The sequence below is a fragment of the Aeromicrobium sp. CTD01-1L150 genome, assembly GCF_041951745.1.
In the GTDB taxonomy this organism is placed as follows: domain Bacteria; phylum Actinomycetota; class Actinomycetes; order Propionibacteriales; family Nocardioidaceae; genus Aeromicrobium.
Genome location: NZ_CP169555.1, coordinates 2,126,487 through 2,147,912, shown reverse-complemented (window position 1 = coordinate 2,147,912; position 21,426 = coordinate 2,126,487). Strand labels below are relative to the sequence as shown.

Below are 21,426 nucleotides of genomic sequence, written 5' to 3'. Positions count from 1 at the left end.
GTCGGGTCACTGAGGCTCAGGGCTGGGGCGCGTCCAGACGTTGGCGGACCTCGGCCAGCACGTGCTCGGGGAACTCCGCGGTGCGGCGGCACCACTGCACGAGGTAGACGATCTTGTTGAGCCGCGCGCCGGGGAGCTCGATGCCTCGTGACTCCAGGGCCGGGCGCAGGACGTTGCGCTCGAAGCTTCCCGCGCTCATCTCCTGGGTGCCGCGCCACTGGGCGAAGGCGCGCTTGAGGTCACCGTGGGCCACGACCCCGTGCTCCGGGGACAGGGCCACGGCGATCGCCGCGATGAGCCACGCGTCGTCGCCCTGCAGCGAGGCGACGCCAAGCTGCTCCGTCCCGGAACCGCCCGGCCGCGCCTGCGCGACGTCGAACTCGACGTCCAGGCCGATCGTCAGGTCCGGGAACCGCAGCTCGATGCGGCTCCCGCTACCGGGCAGTGAGAAGCGCTGCTTGGGTTCGGGCGAGCTCGACTGGCCCGCAGGGCTCACCAGCTCGACGATCGCTCCGTTGGCGCGTTGGCCTCGGTACACCACGGGCTGGCCCTCGGTGGCAGTGAGCACCAGGGCCGGATCGCTCGCGTACGGCAGGCGCAGGAACAGGTAGGTCGAGCCGTCCAGACGCTCGAGGGTGAACAGCCGCTCCTGCGGCAGCGTCATCCGGCGCGCCACGACGAACTTGCCGCCGGGGGCGATCGTCTCGTCCCCGGCGTGCCCGCCACACGTCCAGGCGATGCGCAGCATCAAGCCTCCTTCGTGGAACGTGTTCCGGCGTGGCTCGACCCCGAGGCCGAAGCCGCCGACGATGATGCCATGAACCTGACCCCGACTCTGTCCAGCCTCCTCGGAATCGCCTTGTTCGTCGCCGTGGTCGTGCTCGCACTCAAGGTCGCGCAGAGCATCTTCGGCGCCGACAGCAAACGTGCCGCGGCGACGGAGGTGGCCGCCAAGCTCGTCTCCTACCCGACGGCCTCGGACGGGGTGCTGCGGCGACGGTTCGCGCGGGCCCTGGTGACGCAGCACGTCGTGATGCCCAGCGGCGACCGCCTGGCCTTCAGCGACCTCACCGTCCGGGTGGCACCGGAGGACCTCGAGCGCCTGGACCCGGACGCGGACCTGGATCGGCTCGGCGACGACGCAGCCGCGCTGTATCGGACCCACGCCGAGCGTGAAGGGTGGGCCCTTCCGTCGAGCATCGACATCACGGTGGAGGTGGATCCCGCCCTGCGTGCCGGGTGGATCCCACCGGCACGCGGCACGCGACGTCGTGAGCCCGTGGGTGTGCTCGGGGTGGCACCCAGAACTGAGGGGGCCAGGACGGAGAAGGCCGGAGCAGGAGATTGCGCAGAGCACCAGCACGAGGATCGACCGGCCTGGCTCGGCTGGGACCGCGTGGGCCAGGTGGTCGACGCCGACGCGTCGAGCAACGATGCCACGGCGACGGTGACCTCCCTGCGGCGGACCTCGGCCGGTCCCGAGACGGTGGCGTTCTCACCGCCGACCGTCGAGGTCGGCAGTCGACTCCGGCTGGAGCGTGGGGCGGAGGTTGCGGTGCTGGGCCAGCACGAGGAGGTGGTTCTCGGACGCCTGCGGGACAGCCCGCTGCGCTTCGACGAGCAAGAGGTCTCCTCCCGGCACGTCGCGGTCCGCTGGCGGGCTGGCCACTGGCAGGCGAGCGACGTCGGCAGCACCAACGGCACGATGATCGACGGAGAGCACCTCGAGCAGGGCAGCTGGACGACCCTCACGTCGGGGGCCGTGATCGCCCTCGCGGGGGTCCGTGTCGTCGTGTCGGTCGAGACCGTGTCAACGCAGACCCCGTCGCCCGGAGCGGGGGGAACGGTGCGTCGTGAGGGAATCAGGGCTCATCAGGGACACTGAGAGGGTCATGCCCGTCTCTGACCCTCGACCGACGAACCCGCTGCGCCCCGTGCCCGGAGGGCACCCGGACGACGAGAGAGCGCCCGGAGGGCACCCGGACGACGAGAGAGCGCCCGGAGGGCACCCGGACGACGAGAGAGCGCCCGGAGGGCACGCCGGCGACGACGCGCCCACGGTCCGGGTGGCGGGGGAGCCCCGTTTCGAGCTGCGGGGGCGCATCGGTGCGGGGAACCACGGGGTGGTCTTCCGCGCCCAGGACCGACACCTGCAGCGTGAGGTGGCGATCAAGCGCTTCTCCCACTTCCTGGCCGACGACCCTCGCGCGATGCGCCGCATCACCCGTGAGGTGGCGACGCTCGCACGTGTCAGTCACCCGAACGTCGTCACAGTGCACGATCTCGTGCACCTGCCTGACGGTGACGGCGAGATCACCCCGCACCTGGTGATGGAGCTGGTGGAGGGCACGTCGTTGCGTGACCTGCTCGCCTCCCACGGGCCGAGCCCGCGGTCGGTGATCGCCGCACGGGGTGTGCTCGAGGGGCTCGCCGCCTGCCACCGCGCCGACATCCTGCACCTGGACATCAAGCCGGCCAACGTGCTCGTGACGGGTGAGGGCGCAGTGAAGATCGTCGACTTCGGCATCGCCCGCGCCGCGTCGGACGCGACGGCGACGGTGGCCGGTACGCCGCACTACATGGCGCCCGAGCAGTACGACGGCCGCGCAGACCAGCGCAGCGACATCTACTCGGTGGGCTGCCTGCTGTACGAGTGCCTGACCGGTCGGCCACCGTTCGAGGGGACGATGGCCAGTCAGCTGCTGGCCCACCGGACACGCCCGCGGCCCGACCCACGCGAGCACGCCCCCTACGTCAGTGCTGGTCTCGCCGGGATCGTCATGCGCGCCATGGCCATCGACCCGAGCCAGCGGTACGCGTCAGTGGGGCAGATGCTCGACGCGCTCTCGTCGGTGCAGATCGAGCCCGTCGCCCAGACCCGGCCTGCTCCGGGTCCGCGCCCCGCACCAGCGCCCGCGATCGCACCGGACCCTCGTCCCGCACCGGCGTCCCCGACGGCCGAGGCAGGATCGGCACCGGTCGTGACGCGCTGGAGCAGGCTGCAGCGGCTGGGTGCCGGGCTCGGCCTCAGTGCTTTCCTCGTGGCACTGATCCCCGGCCTGGTCTGGTCGACCACCAGCATTCCTCCGGCGCCGGAGTACCTTCCTGGCTTGATGATCGACCCGCAGCCGTGGTGGCTGCTCGCCGTCGGCATCGCCGTGCTCTTCCTCGCGCTGCGGTGGCAGCAGTTCAGCGGACGTCTGGCCGGCCCGCCGGTGGGGTGGGCACGGCCGGGGCGCCTGCTCGATCGTGATGCCCGCGCCGCGATCCGTCAGGCCGCCGGGGGCGCGTTGCGGGGCTCGTTGCCGATGCTGGTCCCGTGGTACGCGCTGCTCGTGGTGGCCCTGGCTGCAGGTCTCGATCTCGACCGGCCCCACGACCTCTACGCGTCGAGCTGGACCGTTGCCTGGCTGTGCATGCCGCTGGCCGTCGTGGCGCTCACCTGGCGCGCGGTGACGCGTGTGCGGCTCCGGGTCGGCAGGATCCTGATGTCCGTGGTGCTGCTGGCCGGTGCTGGTCTGGCCGGGGTGCTCTTCGTGGTCTACCCGTCCGTCGCTGGCGGCTTCTGAGCGCTCTGGCCGGTCCGGGCCAGCATGGCGTCCACGCTGAACCGCCCTGGTCCGGTGAGTGCCAGCAGGAGCGAGGTCGCCGCGAGCACACCGACCAGCTCCCAGCCGCCCTCCGCGGCGTAGAAGGCGTCGGAGTGCACGAGGAACGCGGCGCCGACCATCGAGGCCGCCAGGAGCACGCCGACGATGCTGGTGAGTGCCCCGGCGACGAGCAGCGCACCCCCGGCCACCTCGAGCGTGGCCTGGAAGACTGCCGAGACGGTCGGTGCCGGGATCCCCATCTGCTCGAACCCCTCGCCGGTGGCGCCGATGCCGGCACGGACCTTCTGCAGTCCGTGGGCGAGGAAGACCAGACCGATCACGGTGCGACCGAGGAGCAGTCCGGCGTCGGACGCAGCCCTGGGACGGGTGGTGAGTGCGTGCAGCACGGTCGGCATGGAGGCCCCCTTCGTTGAAGACTTGATCACCCGGGTGAACGACACCGGTGGCGGCAATCGTTCCCGGGGATCTCCTCAGGAGAGGTTCGTCACAGGGACGTGCCGTCCTCCAGACGCAGGAACTCCAGGTGGCTCTCGTAGGCGTCGAGCACGTCGTCGATGATCTGGCCGTGGGTGTAGCCCATGACGTCGTAGCCCTGCCCACCCTCGCGCAGGTGAACCTCGAGGCGGGCGTAGTAGTCGTCGCCCTGCGGAACCAGGCTGCCGCTGTACACGGGGATGGGCACCTCGCGACGGCTCATCCGGTAGCGGAACGGCACCGCGTCGCTCACCTCCACCGTGAGCTCGATGCACGGCAGGCCCTCCTCGTCGGTGATCGGGCCGACCGAGGCGTGCACGCCGGCCTCCGTGAGCTCGTGCGAGACCTCCCGCAGGGCGGGTTCGGCGACCCGGTGCATGAAGTCATCGACCTTCTCCGGGCTCGGGAAGGACATGACCCGCCGCAGACGGGCCTGCCAGTGTCCGCTGCCGTGTCGGTCGTGGGTGCTGCGCCCGGAGAGCATGCCGTGCATCACGCCCGCCCGGGAGTCGGCGATGAAGGCCTCGACCCTCAGGGCCTTGTACAGGCCGATCATGACGAGCACCATGACGATCGCGAACGGGACGCCCATGATGATCGTCGCGGACTGCAGCGTGGCGATGCCGCCGATGGCCAGCAGGGCGATGGTGAGGGCGCCGGTGGTGGTGGCCCAGAAGATCCGCAGCCACCGGGGGCCATCGGCGTGGACGTCACGCATCCGGGAGGAGAGGTTGGCCATGACCAGGGCGCCGGAGTCCGCGGACGTGACGTAGAACAGCAGTCCGATGAATGTTGCGATCGAGGCGATGAACGTGAAGGCCGGGTACTCCGCGAGCATGGAGTAGAAGCCTTCCTCCGGCACGTTCATGGCCAGCTCACCGAAGCCGACGTTGCCCTCGCGGATCAGGTCGATGGATGCGTTGCCGAAGATGGAGATCCACATCAGGATGTACATGAACGGGATGATGAGGGTGCCCGCCACGAACTGCCGGATGGTGCGCCCGCGGGAGATGCGGGCCAGGAACAGGCCGACGAAGGAAGCCCAGGCGATCCACCAGGCCCAGAAGAACAGGGTCCAGTCGGCCATCCACGTGCCGGTGTCGTTGAAGGCGAAGGTCTGCATCGTCATGTCGGGGAACCGGCGGGCGAAGTCGCCGATGTTGAGCACGAGGGCGTTGAGCAGGTGCGACGTCCGTCCGGTCAGCAGGATCCACGCCGCGAGCACGAGGGCGAGGATGACGTTGGCCTGGGACAGCCACTTGATGCCCTTGTTGACACCGGAGACCGCCGACAGGGTGGCCATGGCGATCCCGAGGACGATGAGTGCGATCTGTGCCGACAGCCCCATGGGCACGTCGAAGAGCATGTTCAGGCCGAAGTTGAGCTGCACCACGGCGATGCCCAGGGTCGTGGCGACCCCGAAGATGGTGCCGAGGATGGCTGCGAGGTCGACCGCGTCACCGAGCGTGCCCTCCACGCGGCGTCCGAAGATCGGGTGCAGGGCGGAGCGGACGGCGAGCGGTAGTCCCATCCGGTAGGCGAAGTACCCCAGCGCCATGCCCATGAGGGCGTACATGCCCCACCCGGTGATGCCGTAGTGGAACAGCGTCCAGACGGTGGCCTCGCGGGCGGCGTCGACGGACCCCGGCTCCGTGGTGGGTGGCGCCAGGAACTGCGTGACCGGCTCGGCGACGGCGAAGAACATCAGGTCGGTGCCGATGCCGGCCGCGAACAGCATCGATGCCCAGGCGAACGTGCTGAACTCCGGCTGGGAGTGTTCCGGCCCGAGCTTGGTCCGTCCGAAGCGCGACGTGGCGATGAAGATGACGAAGACCAGCACGGAGGTGGCGAGCAGGACGTAGAACCAGCCGAACCAGTCGGTGGCCCAGCCGACGAGCGTGGCGAGCGCCGAGTCGGCGCTGTCCGGCGAGATCAGTGCCCAGGCCGTGATGGCGATGATGGCGGCGCTGGAGCCGACCAGCACCACGAGGTTGACCCGCGACGCCGTCCCCTGGGTCTCGTTGCTGCTGGCTGGATGTTCGGTGGCGGATTCGCTCACGGTTTCTCCTCGGAAGGGTGACATGAAGGTAGTACGGCGGGGCGGGGGCGGCAATCACTTTGGCCAGATGGCCCGGCGGGGGTGCCGGGCCACGGGCGGCAAAGGACAGCGCCGGCGGGGGGTGCGGGGCCGTGGGTGGGCAAAGGACAGCGCCGGGGTGCCGGGCCGCGGGCGGGCAGAGGACACCGCGGGGGTGCCGGCCGTGGCGGCCAGATGACCCAGCAGGAGGGTCAGGTGTGCACGGTGCCCGGCGCGGCGTCGTTGCGGGGATCGCCCTCTGGCCACAGCGGCGTGTCGGTGCCGTGCCGGTAGAACGGCACCGACACGGGAGCCAATGGCGTGTTGCCGGCGATGAGGTCGGCGGCCTTCTCGGCCACCATCATCGTCGGGGCGTAGATGTTGCCGTTGGTGATGTAGGGGAAGACCGAGGCATCCACCACGCGCAGGCCCTGCGTGCCGTGGACCTTCATGCTGCCCGGGTCGACGACGCTCAGGTCGTCGGTGCCCATCTTGGCGGTGCAGGAGGGGTGCAGGGCGGTCTCGGCGTCCTTGGCCACCCAGTCGAGGATCTCCTGGTCGGTCTCCACGCCCGGGCCGGGGGAGAGCTCACCGGCATCGAACGCCTCGAACGCGGGCTGCGCGAGGATCTCGCGGGCAGCGCGGATCATCTCGATCCACTCGCGGCGGTCGCTCTCGGTGGACAGGTAGTTGAACAGCAGGCTCGGGTGCTGGAACGGGTCGGTGGAGCGGATGCGCAGATGCCCCCGCACGTCGGAGTACATCGGTCCGATGTGCACCTGGTAGCCGTGCTCGGCGGCAGTCTGCGAACCGTCGTAGCGCACGGCGATCGGCAGGAAGTGGAACATCAGGTTGGGGTAGGCGACGTCGTCGTTGCTGCGGATGAACCCGCCCGCCTCGAAGTGGTTGGACGCGCCGACGCCGGAGCGGGTGAAGAGCCACTCGGCACCGATGCGCGGTGCCTTCCAGTAGTTGAACCACGGGCCGATCGAGACGGGCTGCTTGCACTCGTGCTGGATGTAGACCTCGAGGTGGTCCTGCATGTTCTCGCCGACGCCGGGCAGGTCGACGACCGAGCGGATGCCCAGGTGGCCCAGGAGCTCGGGGTTGCCGATGCCGGCAAGCTGCAGGAGCTGCGGGGAGTTGAAGGCGCCACCGCACAGGATCACCTCGCCGGCGCCGACGGACTCCGAAGACCCACCGCCGCGCACGTAGTCGACGCCGACGGCGCGAGTGCCGTCCATGCGGACGCCGGTGACCATCGCCCGCGTCTGGATGGTGAGGTTCTTGCGGTTCTTGACCGGATGCAGGTAGGCGCGGGCCGCGCTGAGCCGACGGCCACGGTGGACGTTGCGGTCGAACGGTGCAAAGCCCTCCTGCCGGTACCCGTTGACGTCGTCGGTGCGTGGGTGGCCGGCCTGCTCGGTGGCCTCGAGGAAGGCGCCGAACAGCGGGTCGGTGGCCGGTCCGCGGCTGAGCTTGAGCGGCCCGGACCCACCACGCCAAGCGTCGGCGCCGGCCAGGCAGGTCTCCATGCGCTTGAAGTAGGGCAGGACGTGGGCGTAGTCCCATTGCTCCATGCCGGGGTCGCCCGCCCAGCGCTCGTAGTCCAGCGGGTTGCCGCGCTGGAAGATCATTCCGTTGATGGAGCTGGAGCCGCCGAGCACCTTGCCGCGGGCGTGGTAGACGCGGCGCCCGCCCATGTGTGGCTCGGGATCCGACTCGTACTTCCAGTCGTAGAACCTGCTGCCGATCGGGAAGGGCAGGGCGGCGGGCATGTGGATGAACGGGTCCACCCGGAAGTCGGTACGTCCGGCCTCCAGTACCAGGACGCTGGAGCTCGGGTCCGAGCTGAGCCGGTTGGCGATGGCTGAACCGGCGGATCCGCCGCCGACGATGACGTAGTCGAAGTGCTTCATTGCGAGCTCCTGTCGGTGTCGTCCCACCAGCCTGAGGGTGCGGGTCGGGTGTTGTGCCAGATGTGCTTGGCCTCGCGGTACTCCTCGAGTCCGGCGAGGCCGAGCTCGCGGCCGATGCCGCTCTGCTTGAACCCGCCCCACTCGGCCTGGGGGACGTAGGGGTGGTAGTCGTTGATCCAGATCGTGCCGTGCCTCAGACGCGCGGCCACGCGTTCGGCTCGCCCGCCGTCGCGCGTCCAGACGGCACCGGCGAGGCCGTAGATCGTGTCGTTGGCGATGGAGACTGCCGCCTCCTCCAGGGCCTCGGGGTCCTCGCCGGTGAACCGCTCGACGGTGAGCACCGGCCCGAACGACTCGTCCTGGACGCAGGACATGTCGGCGCTGCAGCCGTCCAGGATCGTGGGCGGGTAGTAGAAGCCGTCCTCGAGGCCGGGGCCGCTCGGTCGCTGTCCACCGACCCGCAGCACCGCTCCCTCGGCCACACCGGCCGCGACGTACGCCTCGACCTTCTCACGGTGTGCCGCGCTGATGAGGGGGCCGGTCTGCGCGTCGGGGTCGTCGGGCCCGCCGAGACGGATGCGTCCGGCCCGCTCGACCAGCTCGTCGACGAACTCCTCGTGGATGGAGTCCTCGATGATGAGGCGTGTCCCCGCGGAGCAGACCTGGCCGGAGTCGAGGAAGGCGGCAGTGAGGGCGTTGTCGAGCGCGGCCTCGCGGTCGGCGTCGGCGAAGACGATGTTGGGGTTCTTGCCGCCCAGCTCCAGGGCGATCTTCTTGACCGTCGGTGCGGCCGACGCCATGATCCGCCGGCCGGTCACGAGCCCTCCGGTGAAGGAGACGAGGTCCACCTCCGGGGCCTCGGTGAGGGTCGGGCCCACCCGGTCGCCCGCGCCGAGGACGAGGTTCGCGACCCCGTCGGGCAGGCCCTCCTCGGCGAGGGTCCGTACCAGCCAGACAGCGGTGGACGGGGTGAGCTCGCTCGGCTTCAGCACGAACGTGCACCCGGCGGCGAGCGCAGGGGCCACCTTCCACGAGGTCTGCAAGAAGGGGAAGTTCCACGGCGTGATGAGGGAGCACACGCCCACCGGCTCGTGCACGACGCGACTGGCGACCCCCGGCACCCCCGGGTCGACGACGCGCCCCGCGTCGGCCTGGGCGAGCGAGGCGAAGTGCCGGAAGACGCCGATGATGTCGTCCATGTCGATGCGGGCCTCGACCATCCGCTTGCCGGTGTCGAGCGCCTCCAGCCGGGCCACGTCCTCCCGCTCGGCGGTGAGCCGGTCCGCCAGCCGGTGCAGCAGGGCAGCGCGCTCGGGCGACGGCGTGCGCGGCCAGGGGCCGTTGTCGAAGGCATCGCGCGCCGCGCGGACGGCATCGACGGCGTCAGCGGCCGTGGCCTCGGGGACGGTGCGCACGAGCGCGCCGTCGGCGGGGCAGCGGATCTCCCGGCTGGCGCCGTCGGAGGCGTCGCGCCAGGTTCCGGCGATGAAGAGGTCGGACATGGGGGGCTCCTCCGGATGACGGGCAGGCGTTCTGACTCAAGCGGAACGGAGAGCGCTCGTCAATCCGGAGGGGCCCCGGGAGGTCTCAGGCTGTGTGGTGCACGTCCTGCAGCCCGTAGACGGGTGTGTCGATGCCCGCGTGGCGAGCCTTCAGCTGCAGCGCGAGATACAGGGAATAGTGCCGGGACTGGTGCAGGTTCCCACCGTGGAACCACAGGTGAGGCACCTGCGTGGGCTTCCACATGTTGCGCTGCTCACCCTCCCACGGGCCGGGGTCCTTGGTGGTGGCCGAGCCGAGCCCCCACACCTTGCCCACACGATCGGCCGTCGCCTGGTCGATGATGTCGGCCACCCAGCCGTTCATGGACCCGTAGCCGGTCGCGTAGACGACGAGGTCGGCCGGGAGCACCGTGCCGTCCTCCAGCACGACGGAGTCCTCCGTCAGGTGACTGACCTGGCCGTGGGCGAGCTTGACCTCTCCGTCGGCGACGAGCTCGGCGGCGCCGACGTCGATGTAGTAGCCGGATCCACGCCGCAGGTACTTCATGAACAGTCCGGAGCCGTCATCGCCCCAGTCGTGCCGGAAGCCGGCCTTCTCCAGGCGGGCGTAGAAGTCGGCGTCCCGCTCGGCCATCTGCTCGTACAGCGGGACCTGGAACTCGTGCATGATCCGGTACGGCAGGGACGCGAACGTCAGGTCGGCCTTCTCCGTGGTCATGCCACTGGCCACGGCCCGCTCGGAGTAGAGGCCGCCCAGGCCGATGTCCATGAGTGAGTCGGACTTCACGACGTGTGTCGAGGACCGCTGCACCATGGTCACGTCGGCGTCGTTCTCCCAGAGGGCGCCGCAGATGTCGTGCGCGGAGTTGTTGGAGCCGACCACGACGGCGCGCTTGCCGCGATAGGCCTCCGGGCCGGGGTGCTGGCTGGAGTGGTGCTGGTCGCCGGTGAACACGTCCATCCCCGGCAGGTCGGGGAGGTTGGGCTTGCCGGACATGCCCGTGGCGAAGACGAGCTCGCGGGGGTGCAGCAGGAGCGACTCTCCGTCACGGTCCACCACCACGTCCCAGTGCTCGGCGGCCTCGTCCCAACGGGCCGACGTCACGGTGGAGCGTGACCAGTACGGCACCTCCATCACCGTGGTGTACATCTCCAGCCAGTCGGCGATCTTGTCCTTGGGGGCGAACACCGGCCAGTTCTGCGGGAACGGCAGGTAGGGGAGGTGGTCGTACCAGACCGGGTCGTGCAGGCACAGGCTCTTGTAGCGACTGCGCCACTGGTCGCCGGGCCGGTCGTGCTTGTCGAGCACCACGGCCGGCACGTCGAGCTGACGCAGACGGGCCCCCAGGGCGATGCCGCCCTGGCCACCGCCGATGACCACGACGTACGGCTGCTCGGTGCGGCCGAGCGCTGCTGCCTCGGCCTCGCGCTGCTCCTTCCACGAGCGGCGGCCGCGTACCACGCCGTGCTCGGTGCCACGGGGCCGGCGCTCGCTCATCGGTTCCTCGTGGCCCTTGAGCTCCCGCAGGCTGGTCAGGAGGGTCCAGGCGCCCTCGTCGGTGAGCCGCAGGTGGCCCTTGCCACGCCCGGTCGCAGTCTCGAAGGCGATCCACGCCTCGATGACCCCGTCGGTCTCGGTCGGCGGCTCCAGGGTCGAGAAGCCATGGGGTGCGAGGTCGGGCAGCACGGCGTCCAGCAGGTCCCGGACGCCGTCGGGGTTCTCGACCGTCGTCAGGTTCCAGGTGAACGCGACGAGGTCACGCCAGAAGCTCGTCGGTGCGAACAGTGCGGACGCCGCGGCGGTGTCGCCGCGGCTCATGGCGTCCTCGAAGCTCGCCAGCCAGCTGTCGACCCGCGTGCCGGGGTCGGTGTGGGCGGGCCTGGTGTTCGGTTCCAGCAGCTCGGTCATGATCTCTCCTGCGGGCTCGATGGGACTGCCAGCACACCGCGTCCCGCCGCGAGGTGGAACCGTTGCACGTTGTTGCAACGTGTCGGGCGTCACAGTGGGGGCATGACCTTCGCTGCCGTCGAGCCTGGCGTGGATCTCGGCCGCCACGCCGATGAGCTGCGCCGTGTCCACGACGCGGTGCTGAGCGGCGTCCGGCCGGCCAGCAGGCCCCGTCCGGTCGTGGCTCGCTCGTGGCAGCGTGTGCTGGGGGCCGGGGTCGCGCCCGACGGTTCGGGCCGGCGCACGGCGCTCTCGGAGGCGGAGGTGCAGCGACGTCGGGCGTCCTCGCCGCTGCGGCACGTGGTCGAGGGCCTGTTCGGGTCGCTGGCCGCGGCGGCCGACGCCTCGCAGCTCCTGGTGGTGGTGACCGACGCCGACGGAGTGATCCTCTGGCGACGCGGGTCGGTCGGTATCCGGCGTCGTGCGGACACCCTGGGGTTCGCCGAGGGGGCGCCGTGGACCGAGGAGCGCGTCGGCACCAACGCGATCGGCACGGCGCTGGCGGAGTGTGCGCCCGTCCAGCTCTTCTCCGCCGAGCACTTCGAGCAGCATCAGCATCCGTGGTTCTGCACCGCCTCGCCCGTGCACGACCCCGCATCGGGCGAGCTGGTCGGCATCTTCGACATCAGCGGTCCGGCCCTGACGCTCCACCCGGCGGTCACCGCGTTGGTGGAGATGGCGGTGCGGCTGGCGCAGGCCACGTTGTGGGACCACCTGCAGCAGCGCCACGAACGGTTGCGGCGTAGTGCTGAGCCCGTGCTCGCCGGGGTGCGGGACCCCCTCCTGCTCGTCGACGGCCATGGCTGGGTGGTGCAGTCCAACGGTGTCCGTGCCCCCGATCGTGTCGGGGCGCCGTCGGCCACGGTCGCCCAGATGGTCCCGGGCGTCGGGCTGTGCGTCCCCGAGCCGATCGGTGACGGCTGGCTGCTGCGCAGGCTGGAGCAGGACTCGACGCTCGAGGCGAGTATCGAGGACGGGGCGCCACCGGTGCTGGAGGTCCGCCGTGGGGGAGTGCCGTGGCGGGTGCCGCTCACCAGGAGGCGGGCGCAGATCCTGCGCCTCCTGGCAGCCGCGGGGCGCGAGGGGGTCACGGCCCGCGCGCTGAGCATCGCCGTGTTCGGCGATGTCGGTCACGAGGTGACGGTGCGTGCCGAGATCTCCAGGATGCGCCGCACCCTGGGGGCGCTTGTCGCCACGGGTCCGTACCGGCTGGATGAGTCGGTCCGCTTCCTGCCGTGATCAGTCGGTGTGGCCGGCCTCGCGCACGAGCTTGACTGCATCGTCCACGACCTGGGGGAGCGGGTCGTCGTGGTCGAGTGCACTGCCGTGCTCGTCGGCTCCCAGCGGTTCCAGGGTGTCGAGCTGTGACTGCAGGAGTGAGGCGGGCATGAAGTGCTCGCGACTCTGCATGCGCTTGAGCAGGATGTCCTGGGGCAGGTCGAGGTGCAGGAAGAACGTGGCATCCGGTGGCGCGTCACCGCGCAGGATGTCGCGGTAGGACCGCTTGAGTGAGGAGCAGGCGAGCACTGATCCGGTGCCGCGTGTGCGGTTCTCCTGCAGGATGGCTGCGAGCTCCTCCAGCCACGGGCGGCGGTCGTCGTCGTCCAGGGGGGTGCCGGCGGACATCTTGTCGATGTTGGCCTGCGGGTGGTGCTTGTCGCCCTCGATGAACTCAAAGCCCATCGCCTCGGCGACGGCCCGGCCGACGACCGTCTTGCCGGTCCCCGAGACACCCATGGCCACCACCTGGAGGGGAGGATCAGGGCGCTGTGCGCCGGTCACAGGATGCCCGCCAGGGGCCAGGCGAGCCCGGCGACGGCGAAGGCGGCCACACCCAACGTCGTCTCCTGCACGGTCCAGGTCTTGAGCGTGGTCTTCTCATCCATGCCGAAGAACTTGCCGACCAGCCAGAAGCCGGAGTCGTTGACGTGGCTGAGCACGGTGGAACCGGCGGCGATCGCGGTGACGATGAGGGCGAGCTCGATCTGGTTGAGCTCTGCGGACTGTGCCGCGACGAGTCCCGCCGTGGTGGTGAGGGCCACGGTGGCCGACCCTTGGGCGACGCGCAGCGCCGTCGCGATGAGGAAGGCCTGCAGCAGAAGGGGGATGCCCAGGCCCGTCAGTGAGGACGTCAGGGCCTCGCCGATGCCGCTGGTACGCAGGACGCCGCCGAACATGCCGCCGGCGCCGGTGATGAGGATGATCGAGCAGATTGGCCCGAGCGAGGCGTCCAGCATCGATGTGGTCTCGGCCAGCGTGCGGCCTCGGCGCCCCAGGAGCGCGATCGTCACCAGCAAGGTGATCAGCAGGGCCACCGGTGTGTTGCCGATGAGGATCAGCAGGTCGACGACGTCCAGGCCCTCCTCGAGCACCCCGTCGGTGACGAGGGTCGTGAGCACCGTGTTGAAGGAGATGAGCACCAGTGGCAGCGCCAGGATCGAGATCACCAGGCCGAACGTCGGCGGGGCGAGGGTGTGGGTCGAGCCCTCCTGCTCCGGCTCGCCGTTGACCGGGCCGAACAACAGGTCCGGCACGGGCACCATGATGCGTGCGGCGAGGAAGCGGGAGACGAGCATGACGCCGACGTACCAGGCGATGAAGACGATCGGGAGGTTGACCAGCAGGATGATGCCCACGTCGCCGCCCAGGGTGGCGCCCGCGGCCACGGGACCCGGGTGTGGCGGGACGAAGGCGTGCATGGCGGCGAAGGCGCCCGCGGCAGGCAGGGCGTAGGCCAGGACGGAGCCGCCGAAGCGCCGGGCGACCGTGAGGATGATCGGCAGGAAGACCACGAGGCCGGCGTCGAAGAAGATGGGGAAGCCGAAGAACAGCGCCGCCACGCCCAGGGCGAACGGTGCCCGGTGCTCGCCGAAGCGGGTCACCAGGGTGTCGGCAAGCACCTGCGCCCCGCCGGTGGCCTCCAGGAGCCGGCCGATCATGACGCCGAAGGCGACGAGCAGGGCGACCGAGGCCAACGTGTCCCCGAAGGCACTGGTCAGGGCCTGCGGGACGTCGGCCACGGGGATGCCGGCGGCAAGAGCCGTGGCGACGCTCACCAGCACGAGTGAGATGAAGGCATGCAACTTCACCTTCATGATGAGGAACAGCAGCACGGCGACGGCGGCGGCGGCGATCGCGAGCAGTGTCGCAGTCCCGTACGCGGGTTCCAAGGCGTCCATCGCCACACCGTCTCGCGCGGGGACCGTCCTTGTCCACAGCCGGGCGCACGACCGCTGGTTCACGGCCGGGCGTCGAGACTAGTGTCGGCGCCGACGATCGGGGAGACCATGACGACGCTGCCGCAGCACGAGGACATCGACCTGCCGATGGTGCTCGAGGAGGTGCTGGCGTCTGCTAGCCAGGGCCGGGCGGCGGCCACGAGGCTGCGGTACGCGCGGGTGCACGCACACCTCCTGCTCTTCCTGGACCGGGTGGATGTCCGTGGCCCGCTGGGACTGCAGGTGGCGGCCGCCCTGGAGGTCGAGCGAGACGTGGGCCGAGAAGGGGCGTTCTTCCGGCGGCTCGGCGTGCACGAGCTGCTGACATGCCTGCCGCTGTTCCTGGGGCCGGGGTGGCTGGCCGTGCGTACGGTCGAACGGCGGGCCCAGGTCCGGTTCGTCGCCCTGCTGCTTCGACGCCTGGAGCAGGTGGACGGGCTGGAGCCCCGCACGCGGGTGCGGGCGATCGGAGTCCTGCGAGAAGCGCTCGCGGCGGTCAGAGCCGGTCGGGACGTGGAGCTCGACCACGGCCAGTGAGCGCAGGCTGGGACTGGCGAGCTGCGCCGCAGGCTGGTGGGCGCCGGGTGGCACAGTGGGCCCACACCGATCGGGAGGTTCCATGAAGTTGATCAGGCTCGTCGTCGTCTTCGCCGTCGGCTACGTGCTCGGCGCCCAGGCCGGGCGACGCAGGTATGACCAGATCCGGGACATCGCCACGCGAGTCGGCGACGACCCACGCGTCCAGGAAGCCGCCGGCAAGGCCGAGGCCCTGGTGCGAGAGGCGCTGCACACGCTCACCGATGCTGAGGACGGAACGGGTGCCGCCCCCGCAGGCCACAGCAGCACCCGTGGCTCGACGTGGCCGGAGCACCCGGACGCCCATGTCGAGGTGCCGCAGGACGAGGTCGTCTACTCCGCGGGCCCCGCCGGTCGGTGACCCGGCTCAGGCACGCAGCCGGACGAGGTCGGCCAGCTCGGCGTCCGTGAGCTCGGTGAGCGCTCCCTCGGCGGCGTTGACCACGGCGTCGGCGAGGGACCGCTTGCTCGCGATCAGCTCGGCCACCGACTCCTCGATCGTCCCTTCGCTGATGAGGCGGTGGACCTGGACCGCGTGTGTCTGACCGATGCGGTGGGCGCGGTCGGTGGCCTGGTCCTCCACGGCGGGGTTCCACCAACGGTCGAAGTGGATCACGTGGTCGGCGCGGGTCAGGTTGAGCCCGGTTCCGGCCGCACGGAGGGACAGCAGGAACACGGGCACGTGGCCGGACTGGAATCGACGCACCATCTGCTCGCGCTGACGCACCGGCGACCCGCCGTGCAGGAACTGGGTCGTGATCCCCCGTTCGCCGAGGTGTCGCTGGAGCAGATGGCCCATCTGGGCGTACTGCGTGAACACCAGGGCCGCGCCGTCGCTGGGCACGATGTCGTCCAGGAGCTCATCGAGCACGGCGAGCTTGCCTGACCGACCGGCCAGGCGGGCATCGGGCTGACGCAGGAACTGGGCGGGATGGTTGCAGATCTGCTTGAGCTGCGTCAGCAGCTTGACCACCAGGCCGCGCCGCGCCATGCCACTGGAGCCCTGCACCTGGGCCATGGTGTCTCGGACCACGGCCTCGTACAGGCCGACCTGCTCGCGGGTGAGGTTGACCCGGTAGTCGGTCTCGGTCTTGGGCGGGAGCTCCGGCGCGATGCCCGGGTCGCTCTTGCGTCGACGTAGGAGGAACGGTGCGATGAGTCGGGAGAGCTGGGCGGCACGGTCGTCGTCGCCGTTCTCGATGCGACGCGACCATCGGTTGCGGAAGTCGTCGTGACCACCCAGCAGGCCGGGCGTGGTCCAGTCGAGGATCGCCCACAGCTCGGCCAGGTTGTTCTCCACCGGCGTGCCCGTGAGAGCCAGGCGCACCGAGGAGGGGATCGTGCGCAACGCCCGAGCCGCACCGGAGCGGGGGTTCTTGACGTTCTGCGCCTCGTCGGCGACCACGATGTCCCAGCCCGCGGGATGTTCGCGCAGGAGCTCGGCGTCGCGACGCATCGTGGCGTACGTGGTGATGACGAAACCCTCCTTGACGCCATCCAGGCTGCGACTGACGCCATGGTGACGCTGCACCGGCACTCCCGGCGCGAATCGCTGGACCTCGCGCTCCCAGTTGCCCACGACCGATGCCGGGCAGACCACGAGCGTCGGCAGGTGCTGCTCGCCGGTGCGCTCGGCCTCGACGGCGCGGTGCAGGTGGAGGGCGATGAGCATGACCGTCTTGCCCAGGCCCATGTCGTCGGCGAGGATCCCGCCGAGTCCGAGGTCGACGAGCTGGGCCATCCACCGCAGTCCCTGCACCTGGTAGTCGCGCAGGTCGCCCTCCAGCGTCCGCGGCTGCTCGACCGGTTCCCGCTCACCGCGGTCGGCCAGGCGTCGACGCAGGTCGTCCAGCCACCCGACGGTCTCCACCTCGGTGGTCATTCCGTCGATCTCGATGACTCCACCGGCAGCGGCGCGCAGCGCCTCGATCGCCGTGACGTCCCGGGTGCGCTGCTGGAGCACGCGCCGCAGGCGCTCGGGGTCCACGAAGACCCACTGGTCGCGCAGCCTCAGCAGACCGTGCTGTGACGTGTCGCGAGCTCGTCGACCTCCTCCTGGGTCAGGACGTCGCCCCCGACCGCGAGCTGCCAGTCGAAGCGGAACAGCTGCTCGGAGCTGAAGGCGCGTCGGCGCCCGGGGGGCTGCTCGCGTGGGCCGACCGTCGCGCTGGTCTCCACCTCGCGCAGGAGCTCCTCGGGCCAGCTCACCTCCACCTTGTCGGCCTGCAGCAGCGTGACGACGCGGGAGGACCCGAGGTCGGCGAGCTCTGCTGCGGTCACGAGCAGTGGGGCGTCGGTCTCCAGCAGGCGCGGAAGACGCAGGGCAGGGGGCCAGGTGCCGCCGATGCGTCCGACGAGCAGCCGGGTGGCCTCCCGTGCGCCCGCCCCGAAGTGGTGTCCCTCGCGGCGCCACAGGTCGCGGGCGTCAGCCGGGGCCCAGCCCGCGTCGAGCGGCTTGACCCGAAGCCGGACCTCGGCGACCGGACCCTCCGGGGCGGGGGAGGTGTCGTCCACGACGTCGAGGAAGCTGACGTCGAGGAAGGCCGAGAACGTCCGTGCGCGGGGGCGCTCACGGGGGATGATCGGTGGTGCCTGCAGGGTGGGGCGGCCGGAGCCCGGGTCACGGTCCGGGTCGCGCTGCGGAGTGGTGGCCACCGCGGGGGACTCTGCGGCCAGCGCGGCCAGGAACCCTTCGACCTTGGCTCGCGCGGCGACCGGGTCGGGGTCGATGGCGCGTGAGGCGTCGTGGAGCTGGGAGCGTTCGGTCGCCGCGGGGTCGGCCAGCTCTCCCTTGGCCATGAGCCGGAGTGCGAGGATCGCCGGAGTGGCCCAGGCGCGCACGCTTGCATCGGCGGTCATGGTGCGGATTCCCTGGCTCAGCGGACCGACGGCGTCACTGGCGCGGGCGCGCTGTTGACCGTCAGGCGTCGAGAAGACGAACCGCGACGCTTCGGGGTCCTCGCCGACCTCGAAGTCGACCGGGTGGCGCAGCAGCAGGCGCAGGTCGCTCGCAGAGGGCATCGAACCATTGTCCCTCTCCGTCGGTGTCGGGACGAATCGACCCTCAGTCGACCTTCATCTCACCGAGCTCGGCCCAGCCCTCGGCGGAGATCTGCTCGCTGATGACGGCCGGGGTGCGTACCAGCGCCTGCGGCAGGTCGCGTTGGGCCGCCCGGAAGTGCTCGCTCGTCACGTGCGCCTCGGCCGCGTCATCGTCGAAGGCCTCGACCAGCACCCAGACGTTGGGGTCGTCGACGCTGCGTGACCAGTCGAACCACCGGTTGCCGGGCTCGGCGCGCGTGGCCTCGGTGAAGGGGCGGACATGCTCCAGCCAGCGGTCGGTCCACTCGGGCTTCGTCTCGAACTTGGCGACGATGAAGATCATGAGATCCAGCGTAGGACACACCTTCGCCGGCGGAGGTGAGACCGCCGGCGGTCCCCGCTGATCGTCCTCGGGGCTCAGGCCTGAGGGTCAGCGCCGCCCGGTCCCGCCGCCTCCTGCGCAGCACGTGCCTCCTCCACCTGGCGGTGGACGTCGTCCATGTCGAGGTCGCGGACGGCGGAGATCACCTCATCGAGCGCCTCCTGCGGCAGCGCACCGGGCTGGTTGAAGACCAGGACGCCGTCCCGGAAGGCCATCAGCGTCGGGATGGAGGAGATCTGTGCCATCGCGGCCAGCTGTGGCTGCGCCTCGGTGTCGATCTTGCCGAACCGGATGTCGTCGTGCTGCTCGCTCGCGGACTCAAAGACCGGAGCGAACTGCTTGCACGGACCGCACCAGGAGGCCCACCAGTCGACCAGGGTGATGCCCTCACCGGTCACGGTGGACTCGAAGTTCTCAGCGGTCAGCTCGATGGTGCTCACGGGAATCGCCCTTCCGTCGGGATCTGTGGCGCTCTTGTGGGCGTCAACGGTGTCACGGGCGCCCACATTCCCGCTCGCCGGTCCGTCGTGGTCCGCGGCTTGATCCGTACGGCATGATCGGTGCATGGTGGCGCGCCGGACCTTCCTGACCGGGACGGCCGCACTGGGTGCGCTCGCGCTCGTGGGGTGCCGCGACGACGAGTCCTCGGCGCCGCCGGTGGACGGCCAGGGTCCGAGCCCGGATCCCGAAACCCCGCAGAGCATCGACCCGTCGGTGGCGGGGACGGTCGTGGACGGGCTCAACGTCCCGTGGAGCATCGCGTTCCTGGCCTCTGGTGACGCGCTGGTCTCCCAGCGTGACGACGCCGAGATCCTGCGGGTCTCACCCGACGGCGAGACGACGTCGGTCGGTGCGGTGCCCGGCGAGCAGGTGCGTACGGGCGCCGAGGGCGGCCTGCTGGGGCTGGCGATCGACCCGGACGACGAGACGAGCTTGTACGCCTACCTGACGACGCCCGTGGACAACCGCGTCGTCCGGATGCGTCTGGAGGACGACGTGCTGTCCGATCCCGTGGTCGTGGTGGAGGGCATCCCGCTCGGTGTCAACAACCACCAGGGTGGTCGGCTGCTCTTCGACGGCGACGGGGCGTTGTTCATCTCCACCGGTGACGCGGGGAACGCCGACCTGGCCCAGGATCGCGACTCGCTCGCCGGCAAGATCCTGCGGGTCGATCGTGACGGCGAGCCCGTGGACGACAACCCCTTCGGGACTCGCGTCTGGTCCTACGGCCACCGCAACGTGCAGGGACTCGCCCTCGACGCCGACGGCCGGCTGTGGGCGAGTGAGTTCGGGGCCCAGGAGAGAGATGAGCTCAACCTCGTCGAGAAGGGCGGCAACCACGGCTGGCCACTGGTGGAGGGAGAGTCCGACGACCCTGACCTGGTGGCCCCCCAGGTGACGTGGGGGACCGACGAGTGCTCACCTGCGGGCACCGCGATCACCCGCGGGACGGTGTTCCTGGGTGCACTGCGCGGCGAGCGGCTGTGGGCGGTGCCCATCGGCGAGGATGGTGCTGATGAGCGAGGGGTCGGAGAACCGCGTGCCCTGCTGGAAGGCGAGTACGGCCGGATCCGCGACGTCGTGGTGGCGCCGGACGACAGCCTGTGGATCTCCACCAGCAACACCGACGGTCGGGGCGATCAGCGCGACGGTGACGACCGGATCCTTCGCGTCACGCTCTGAGGCTCGCCGGAGACTACCGTCCGGTACGACTGGCTCACCGGAGAACATGAGGTTATCGTCATGTTCATGGATGAGACGAGCTTCGAGATCGACCAGCAGCAGCTTGCCGAGGGCTGCCGGCGCTTCCGGCCCATCGACGGGCCCCGCACGAATCGTGCCCGTCGGCAGACCTCGGCTTCCTCCGCGACGCTGGTGAGTTCGGGCGCCATGCCTGGGACGAGGGCGGCCGCCCCTGAGGAGCCCGGCTGGACGCATGAACGCCACCTCCCGCGGGAGGTGGCGTTCATGCGTACGGGGTGATCAGTTCTTGAAGGCGTCCTTGATGTTCTCGCCTGCGTTCAACAGATCGGCCTTGGACTTCTCGCCCTTGCCCTCGGCCTTCTTCCCATCGTCGTTCGTGGCATCGCCGACCGCCTCCTTGGCGGCGCCTGCGGCCTTGTCCAGGTTGTTCTTGATCTTGTCGTCGAATCCCATGGGCTCACTCCTGAGATCTGGTGGACCCGCCTGTGGCGGCTTACCTGCAGTCAACACGGCGCGACCCGCGACGCAAGTCGAGACCGTGGCGTCCTGACGACTCCGGTCCCAGGGGCGATGGCGCCCCCTCTGCGGCCATGAGTCATGGCGGGCGAGGACCGCTGACGGGCGGGCCGGATGAGTCCGCCGGTCAGAGCGGCCTGATGTTCGCGGCCTGCAGGCCTTTCTGGCCCTGCTCGACGTCGTACTCGACCTTCTGGTCCTCGTTCAGCGTGCGGTAGCCGCTGATCTGGATTGCACTGAAGTGCGCGAAGACGTCCTCGCTGCCGTCGTCGGGTGCGATGAATCCGTACCCCTTGTCGGCGTTGAACCACTTGACGGTTCCAGTTGCCATACCTACTCCTTCGAGATGTGCGCCCACGTCCTTCGTGGTCGCAATCAGGATTCACCTTAGGACACTCGGGCCAGCTCCCGCGCCCGCAATGGCCCGAAAGGACTAGTTCGTTAGTACTAGATGACC

General features: G+C 70.3%; 21 protein-coding genes. 7 read left to right on the top strand and 14 right to left on the bottom strand.

What is annotated here, in order from left to right; genetic code table 11:
* Window positions 1-16 precede the first annotated feature (16 nt).
* Window positions 17-748 (bottom strand): hypothetical protein, encoded by a 732-nt coding sequence (locus ACEVFP_RS10615; RefSeq protein WP_374999430.1) that lies wholly within the window; start codon window positions 746-748, stop codon window positions 17-19.
* A 69-nt stretch (window positions 749-817) separates the two neighbouring features.
* Here ACEVFP_RS10615 and ACEVFP_RS10610 point away from each other — a divergent pair, with 69 nt between their 5' ends.
* The gene (locus ACEVFP_RS10610) at window positions 818-1,885 is read left to right on the top strand and encodes an FhaA domain-containing protein (protein ID WP_374999429.1); all 1,068 of its coding nucleotides are present in this window, start codon (window positions 818-820) and stop codon (window positions 1,883-1,885) included.
* 7 nt (window positions 1,886-1,892) lie between these two features.
* Window positions 1,893-3,569, top strand: coding sequence for a protein kinase (locus tag ACEVFP_RS10605; protein ID WP_374999428.1), 1,677 nt, complete (start codon window positions 1,893-1,895; stop codon window positions 3,567-3,569).
* Here the strand turns inward: ACEVFP_RS10605 and ACEVFP_RS10600 are convergent.
* From ACEVFP_RS10600 to ACEVFP_RS10580, 5 genes are all read right to left on the bottom strand, one after another.
* On the bottom strand, window positions 3,542-4,006 hold the full coding sequence (locus tag ACEVFP_RS10600; RefSeq protein ID WP_374999427.1) for a DoxX family protein: 465 nt from the start codon (window positions 4,004-4,006) through the stop codon (window positions 3,542-3,544). The genes ACEVFP_RS10605 and ACEVFP_RS10600 overlap by 28 nt on opposite strands.
* A gap of 89 nt (window positions 4,007-4,095) precedes the next feature.
* Window positions 4,096-6,144 carry a choline BCCT transporter BetT gene (gene betT / locus ACEVFP_RS10595; protein WP_374999426.1) on the bottom strand — a complete coding sequence of 683 codons (2,049 nt, stop codon included), beginning with the start codon at window positions 6,142-6,144 and terminating at the stop codon, window positions 4,096-4,098.
* 230 nt (window positions 6,145-6,374) lie between these two features.
* Entirely contained in the window at window positions 6,375-8,081 is a 1,707-nt protein-coding gene (gene betA, locus ACEVFP_RS10590; protein ID WP_374999425.1) for a choline dehydrogenase, read from the bottom strand.
* On the bottom strand, window positions 8,078-9,583 hold the full coding sequence (locus tag ACEVFP_RS10585; RefSeq protein ID WP_374999424.1) for an aldehyde dehydrogenase family protein: 1,506 nt from the start codon (window positions 9,581-9,583) through the stop codon (window positions 8,078-8,080). The genes betA and ACEVFP_RS10585 overlap by 4 nt, the downstream gene beginning before the upstream one ends.
* A gap of 85 nt (window positions 9,584-9,668) precedes the next feature.
* The gene (locus ACEVFP_RS10580) at window positions 9,669-11,492 is read right to left on the bottom strand and encodes a flavin-containing monooxygenase (protein WP_374999423.1); all 1,824 of its coding nucleotides are present in this window, start codon (window positions 11,490-11,492) and stop codon (window positions 9,669-9,671) included.
* 102 nt (window positions 11,493-11,594) lie between these two features.
* Between ACEVFP_RS10580 and ACEVFP_RS10575 the strand changes: the two genes are divergently transcribed.
* Window positions 11,595-12,770, top strand: coding sequence for a GAF domain-containing protein (locus ACEVFP_RS10575; protein ID WP_374999422.1), 1,176 nt, complete (start codon window positions 11,595-11,597; stop codon window positions 12,768-12,770).
* On the opposite strand, the gene ACEVFP_RS10570 is transcribed toward ACEVFP_RS10575, so the two are convergent.
* Complete coding sequence (locus ACEVFP_RS10570) at window positions 12,771-13,268, bottom strand: gluconokinase (RefSeq protein ID WP_374999421.1); 498 nt, start codon at window positions 13,266-13,268, stop codon at window positions 12,771-12,773.
* A gap of 41 nt (window positions 13,269-13,309) precedes the next feature.
* Window positions 13,310-14,710: a GntP family permease gene (locus ACEVFP_RS10565; RefSeq protein WP_374999420.1), complete on the bottom strand. Its 1,401-nt coding sequence runs from the start codon at window positions 14,708-14,710 to the stop codon at window positions 13,310-13,312.
* A 108-nt stretch (window positions 14,711-14,818) separates the two neighbouring features.
* Between ACEVFP_RS10565 and ACEVFP_RS10560 the strand changes: the two genes are divergently transcribed.
* Both ACEVFP_RS10560 and ACEVFP_RS10555 read left to right on the top strand, forming a co-directional pair.
* Window positions 14,819-15,286: a hypothetical protein gene (locus tag ACEVFP_RS10560; RefSeq protein WP_374999419.1), complete on the top strand. Its 468-nt coding sequence runs from the start codon at window positions 14,819-14,821 to the stop codon at window positions 15,284-15,286.
* Window positions 15,287-15,368: 82 nt separating this feature from the next.
* Complete coding sequence (locus tag ACEVFP_RS10555) at window positions 15,369-15,686, top strand: hypothetical protein (protein ID WP_374999418.1); 318 nt, start codon at window positions 15,369-15,371, stop codon at window positions 15,684-15,686.
* A 6-nt stretch (window positions 15,687-15,692) separates the two neighbouring features.
* On the opposite strand, the gene ACEVFP_RS10550 is transcribed toward ACEVFP_RS10555, so the two are convergent.
* The 4 genes from ACEVFP_RS10550 to trxA all read right to left on the bottom strand — a co-directional run bounded on the left by ACEVFP_RS10550 (window position 15,693) and on the right by trxA (window position 19,189).
* The gene (locus ACEVFP_RS10550; RefSeq protein WP_374999417.1) at window positions 15,693-17,312 is read right to left on the bottom strand and encodes a DEAD/DEAH box helicase; all 1,620 of its coding nucleotides are present in this window, start codon (window positions 17,310-17,312) and stop codon (window positions 15,693-15,695) included.
* 23 nt (window positions 17,313-17,335) lie between these two features.
* Window positions 17,336-18,346, bottom strand: coding sequence for an SNF2 helicase-associated domain-containing protein (locus tag ACEVFP_RS10545; RefSeq protein WP_374999416.1), 1,011 nt, complete (start codon window positions 18,344-18,346; stop codon window positions 17,336-17,338).
* Between the two features lie 43 nt (window positions 18,347-18,389).
* Complete coding sequence (locus ACEVFP_RS10540; protein WP_374999415.1) at window positions 18,390-18,710, bottom strand: putative quinol monooxygenase; 321 nt, start codon at window positions 18,708-18,710, stop codon at window positions 18,390-18,392.
* Window positions 18,711-18,784: 74 nt separating this feature from the next.
* Window positions 18,785-19,189: a thioredoxin gene (gene trxA, locus ACEVFP_RS10535; protein WP_374999414.1), complete on the bottom strand. Its 405-nt coding sequence runs from the start codon at window positions 19,187-19,189 to the stop codon at window positions 18,785-18,787.
* Between the two features lie 124 nt (window positions 19,190-19,313).
* Between trxA and ACEVFP_RS10530 the strand changes: the two genes are divergently transcribed.
* Window positions 19,314-20,432: a PQQ-dependent sugar dehydrogenase gene (locus ACEVFP_RS10530; RefSeq protein WP_374999413.1), complete on the top strand. Its 1,119-nt coding sequence runs from the start codon at window positions 19,314-19,316 to the stop codon at window positions 20,430-20,432.
* Window positions 20,433-20,498: 66 nt separating this feature from the next.
* Entirely contained in the window at window positions 20,499-20,732 is a 234-nt protein-coding gene (locus ACEVFP_RS10525; protein WP_374999412.1) for a hypothetical protein, read from the top strand.
* Here the strand turns inward: ACEVFP_RS10525 and ACEVFP_RS10520 are convergent, their stop codons facing one another.
* Both ACEVFP_RS10520 and ACEVFP_RS10515 read right to left on the bottom strand, forming a co-directional pair.
* Window positions 20,733-20,906 (bottom strand): CsbD family protein, encoded by a 174-nt coding sequence (locus tag ACEVFP_RS10520; protein WP_374999411.1) that lies wholly within the window; start codon window positions 20,904-20,906, stop codon window positions 20,733-20,735.
* Between the two features lie 190 nt (window positions 20,907-21,096).
* On the bottom strand, window positions 21,097-21,300 hold the full coding sequence (locus tag ACEVFP_RS10515; RefSeq protein ID WP_374999410.1) for a cold-shock protein: 204 nt from the start codon (window positions 21,298-21,300) through the stop codon (window positions 21,097-21,099).
* Between the last annotated feature and the right edge of the window lie 126 nt (window positions 21,301-21,426).

Bases quoted from the DNA above. Each gene is read 5' to 3' on its own strand.
- ACEVFP_RS10585 (WP_374999424.1), bottom strand. From the start codon at position 9,583: ATGTCCGACCTCTTCATCGCCGGAACCTGGCGCGACGCCTCCGACGGC.
- ACEVFP_RS10520 (WP_374999411.1), bottom strand. From the start codon at position 20,906: ATGGGATTCGACGACAAGATCAAGAACAACCTGGACAAGGCCGCAGGC.
- ACEVFP_RS10580 (WP_374999423.1), bottom strand. From the start codon at position 11,492: ATGACCGAGCTGCTGGAACCGAACACCAGGCCCGCCCACACCGACCCC.
- ACEVFP_RS10600 (WP_374999427.1), bottom strand. From the start codon at position 4,006: ATGCCGACCGTGCTGCACGCACTCACCACCCGTCCCAGGGCTGCGTCC.
- ACEVFP_RS10570 (WP_374999421.1), bottom strand. From the start codon at position 13,268: ATGGGTGTCTCGGGGACCGGCAAGACGGTCGTCGGCCGGGCCGTCGCC.
- ACEVFP_RS10610 (WP_374999429.1), top strand. From the start codon at position 818: ATGAACCTGACCCCGACTCTGTCCAGCCTCCTCGGAATCGCCTTGTTC.
- ACEVFP_RS10530 (WP_374999413.1), top strand. From the start codon at position 19,314: ATGGTGGCGCGCCGGACCTTCCTGACCGGGACGGCCGCACTGGGTGCG.
- ACEVFP_RS10555 (WP_374999418.1), top strand. From the start codon at position 15,369: ATGAAGTTGATCAGGCTCGTCGTCGTCTTCGCCGTCGGCTACGTGCTC.
- ACEVFP_RS10565 (WP_374999420.1), bottom strand. From the start codon at position 14,710: ATGGACGCCTTGGAACCCGCGTACGGGACTGCGACACTGCTCGCGATC.
- ACEVFP_RS10605 (WP_374999428.1), top strand. From the start codon at position 1,893: ATGCCCGTCTCTGACCCTCGACCGACGAACCCGCTGCGCCCCGTGCCC.
- ACEVFP_RS10545 (WP_374999416.1), bottom strand. From the start codon at position 18,346: ATGCCCTCTGCGAGCGACCTGCGCCTGCTGCTGCGCCACCCGGTCGAC.
- ACEVFP_RS10525 (WP_374999412.1), top strand. From the start codon at position 20,499: ATGGATGAGACGAGCTTCGAGATCGACCAGCAGCAGCTTGCCGAGGGC.
- ACEVFP_RS10515 (WP_374999410.1), bottom strand. From the start codon at position 21,300: ATGGCAACTGGAACCGTCAAGTGGTTCAACGCCGACAAGGGGTACGGA.
- ACEVFP_RS10615 (WP_374999430.1), bottom strand. From the start codon at position 748: ATGCTGCGCATCGCCTGGACGTGTGGCGGGCACGCCGGGGACGAGACG.
- ACEVFP_RS10540 (WP_374999415.1), bottom strand. From the start codon at position 18,710: ATGATCTTCATCGTCGCCAAGTTCGAGACGAAGCCCGAGTGGACCGAC.
- betA (WP_374999425.1), bottom strand. From the start codon at position 8,081: ATGAAGCACTTCGACTACGTCATCGTCGGCGGCGGATCCGCCGGTTCA.
- ACEVFP_RS10560 (WP_374999419.1), top strand. From the start codon at position 14,819: ATGACGACGCTGCCGCAGCACGAGGACATCGACCTGCCGATGGTGCTC.
- ACEVFP_RS10575 (WP_374999422.1), top strand. From the start codon at position 11,595: ATGACCTTCGCTGCCGTCGAGCCTGGCGTGGATCTCGGCCGCCACGCC.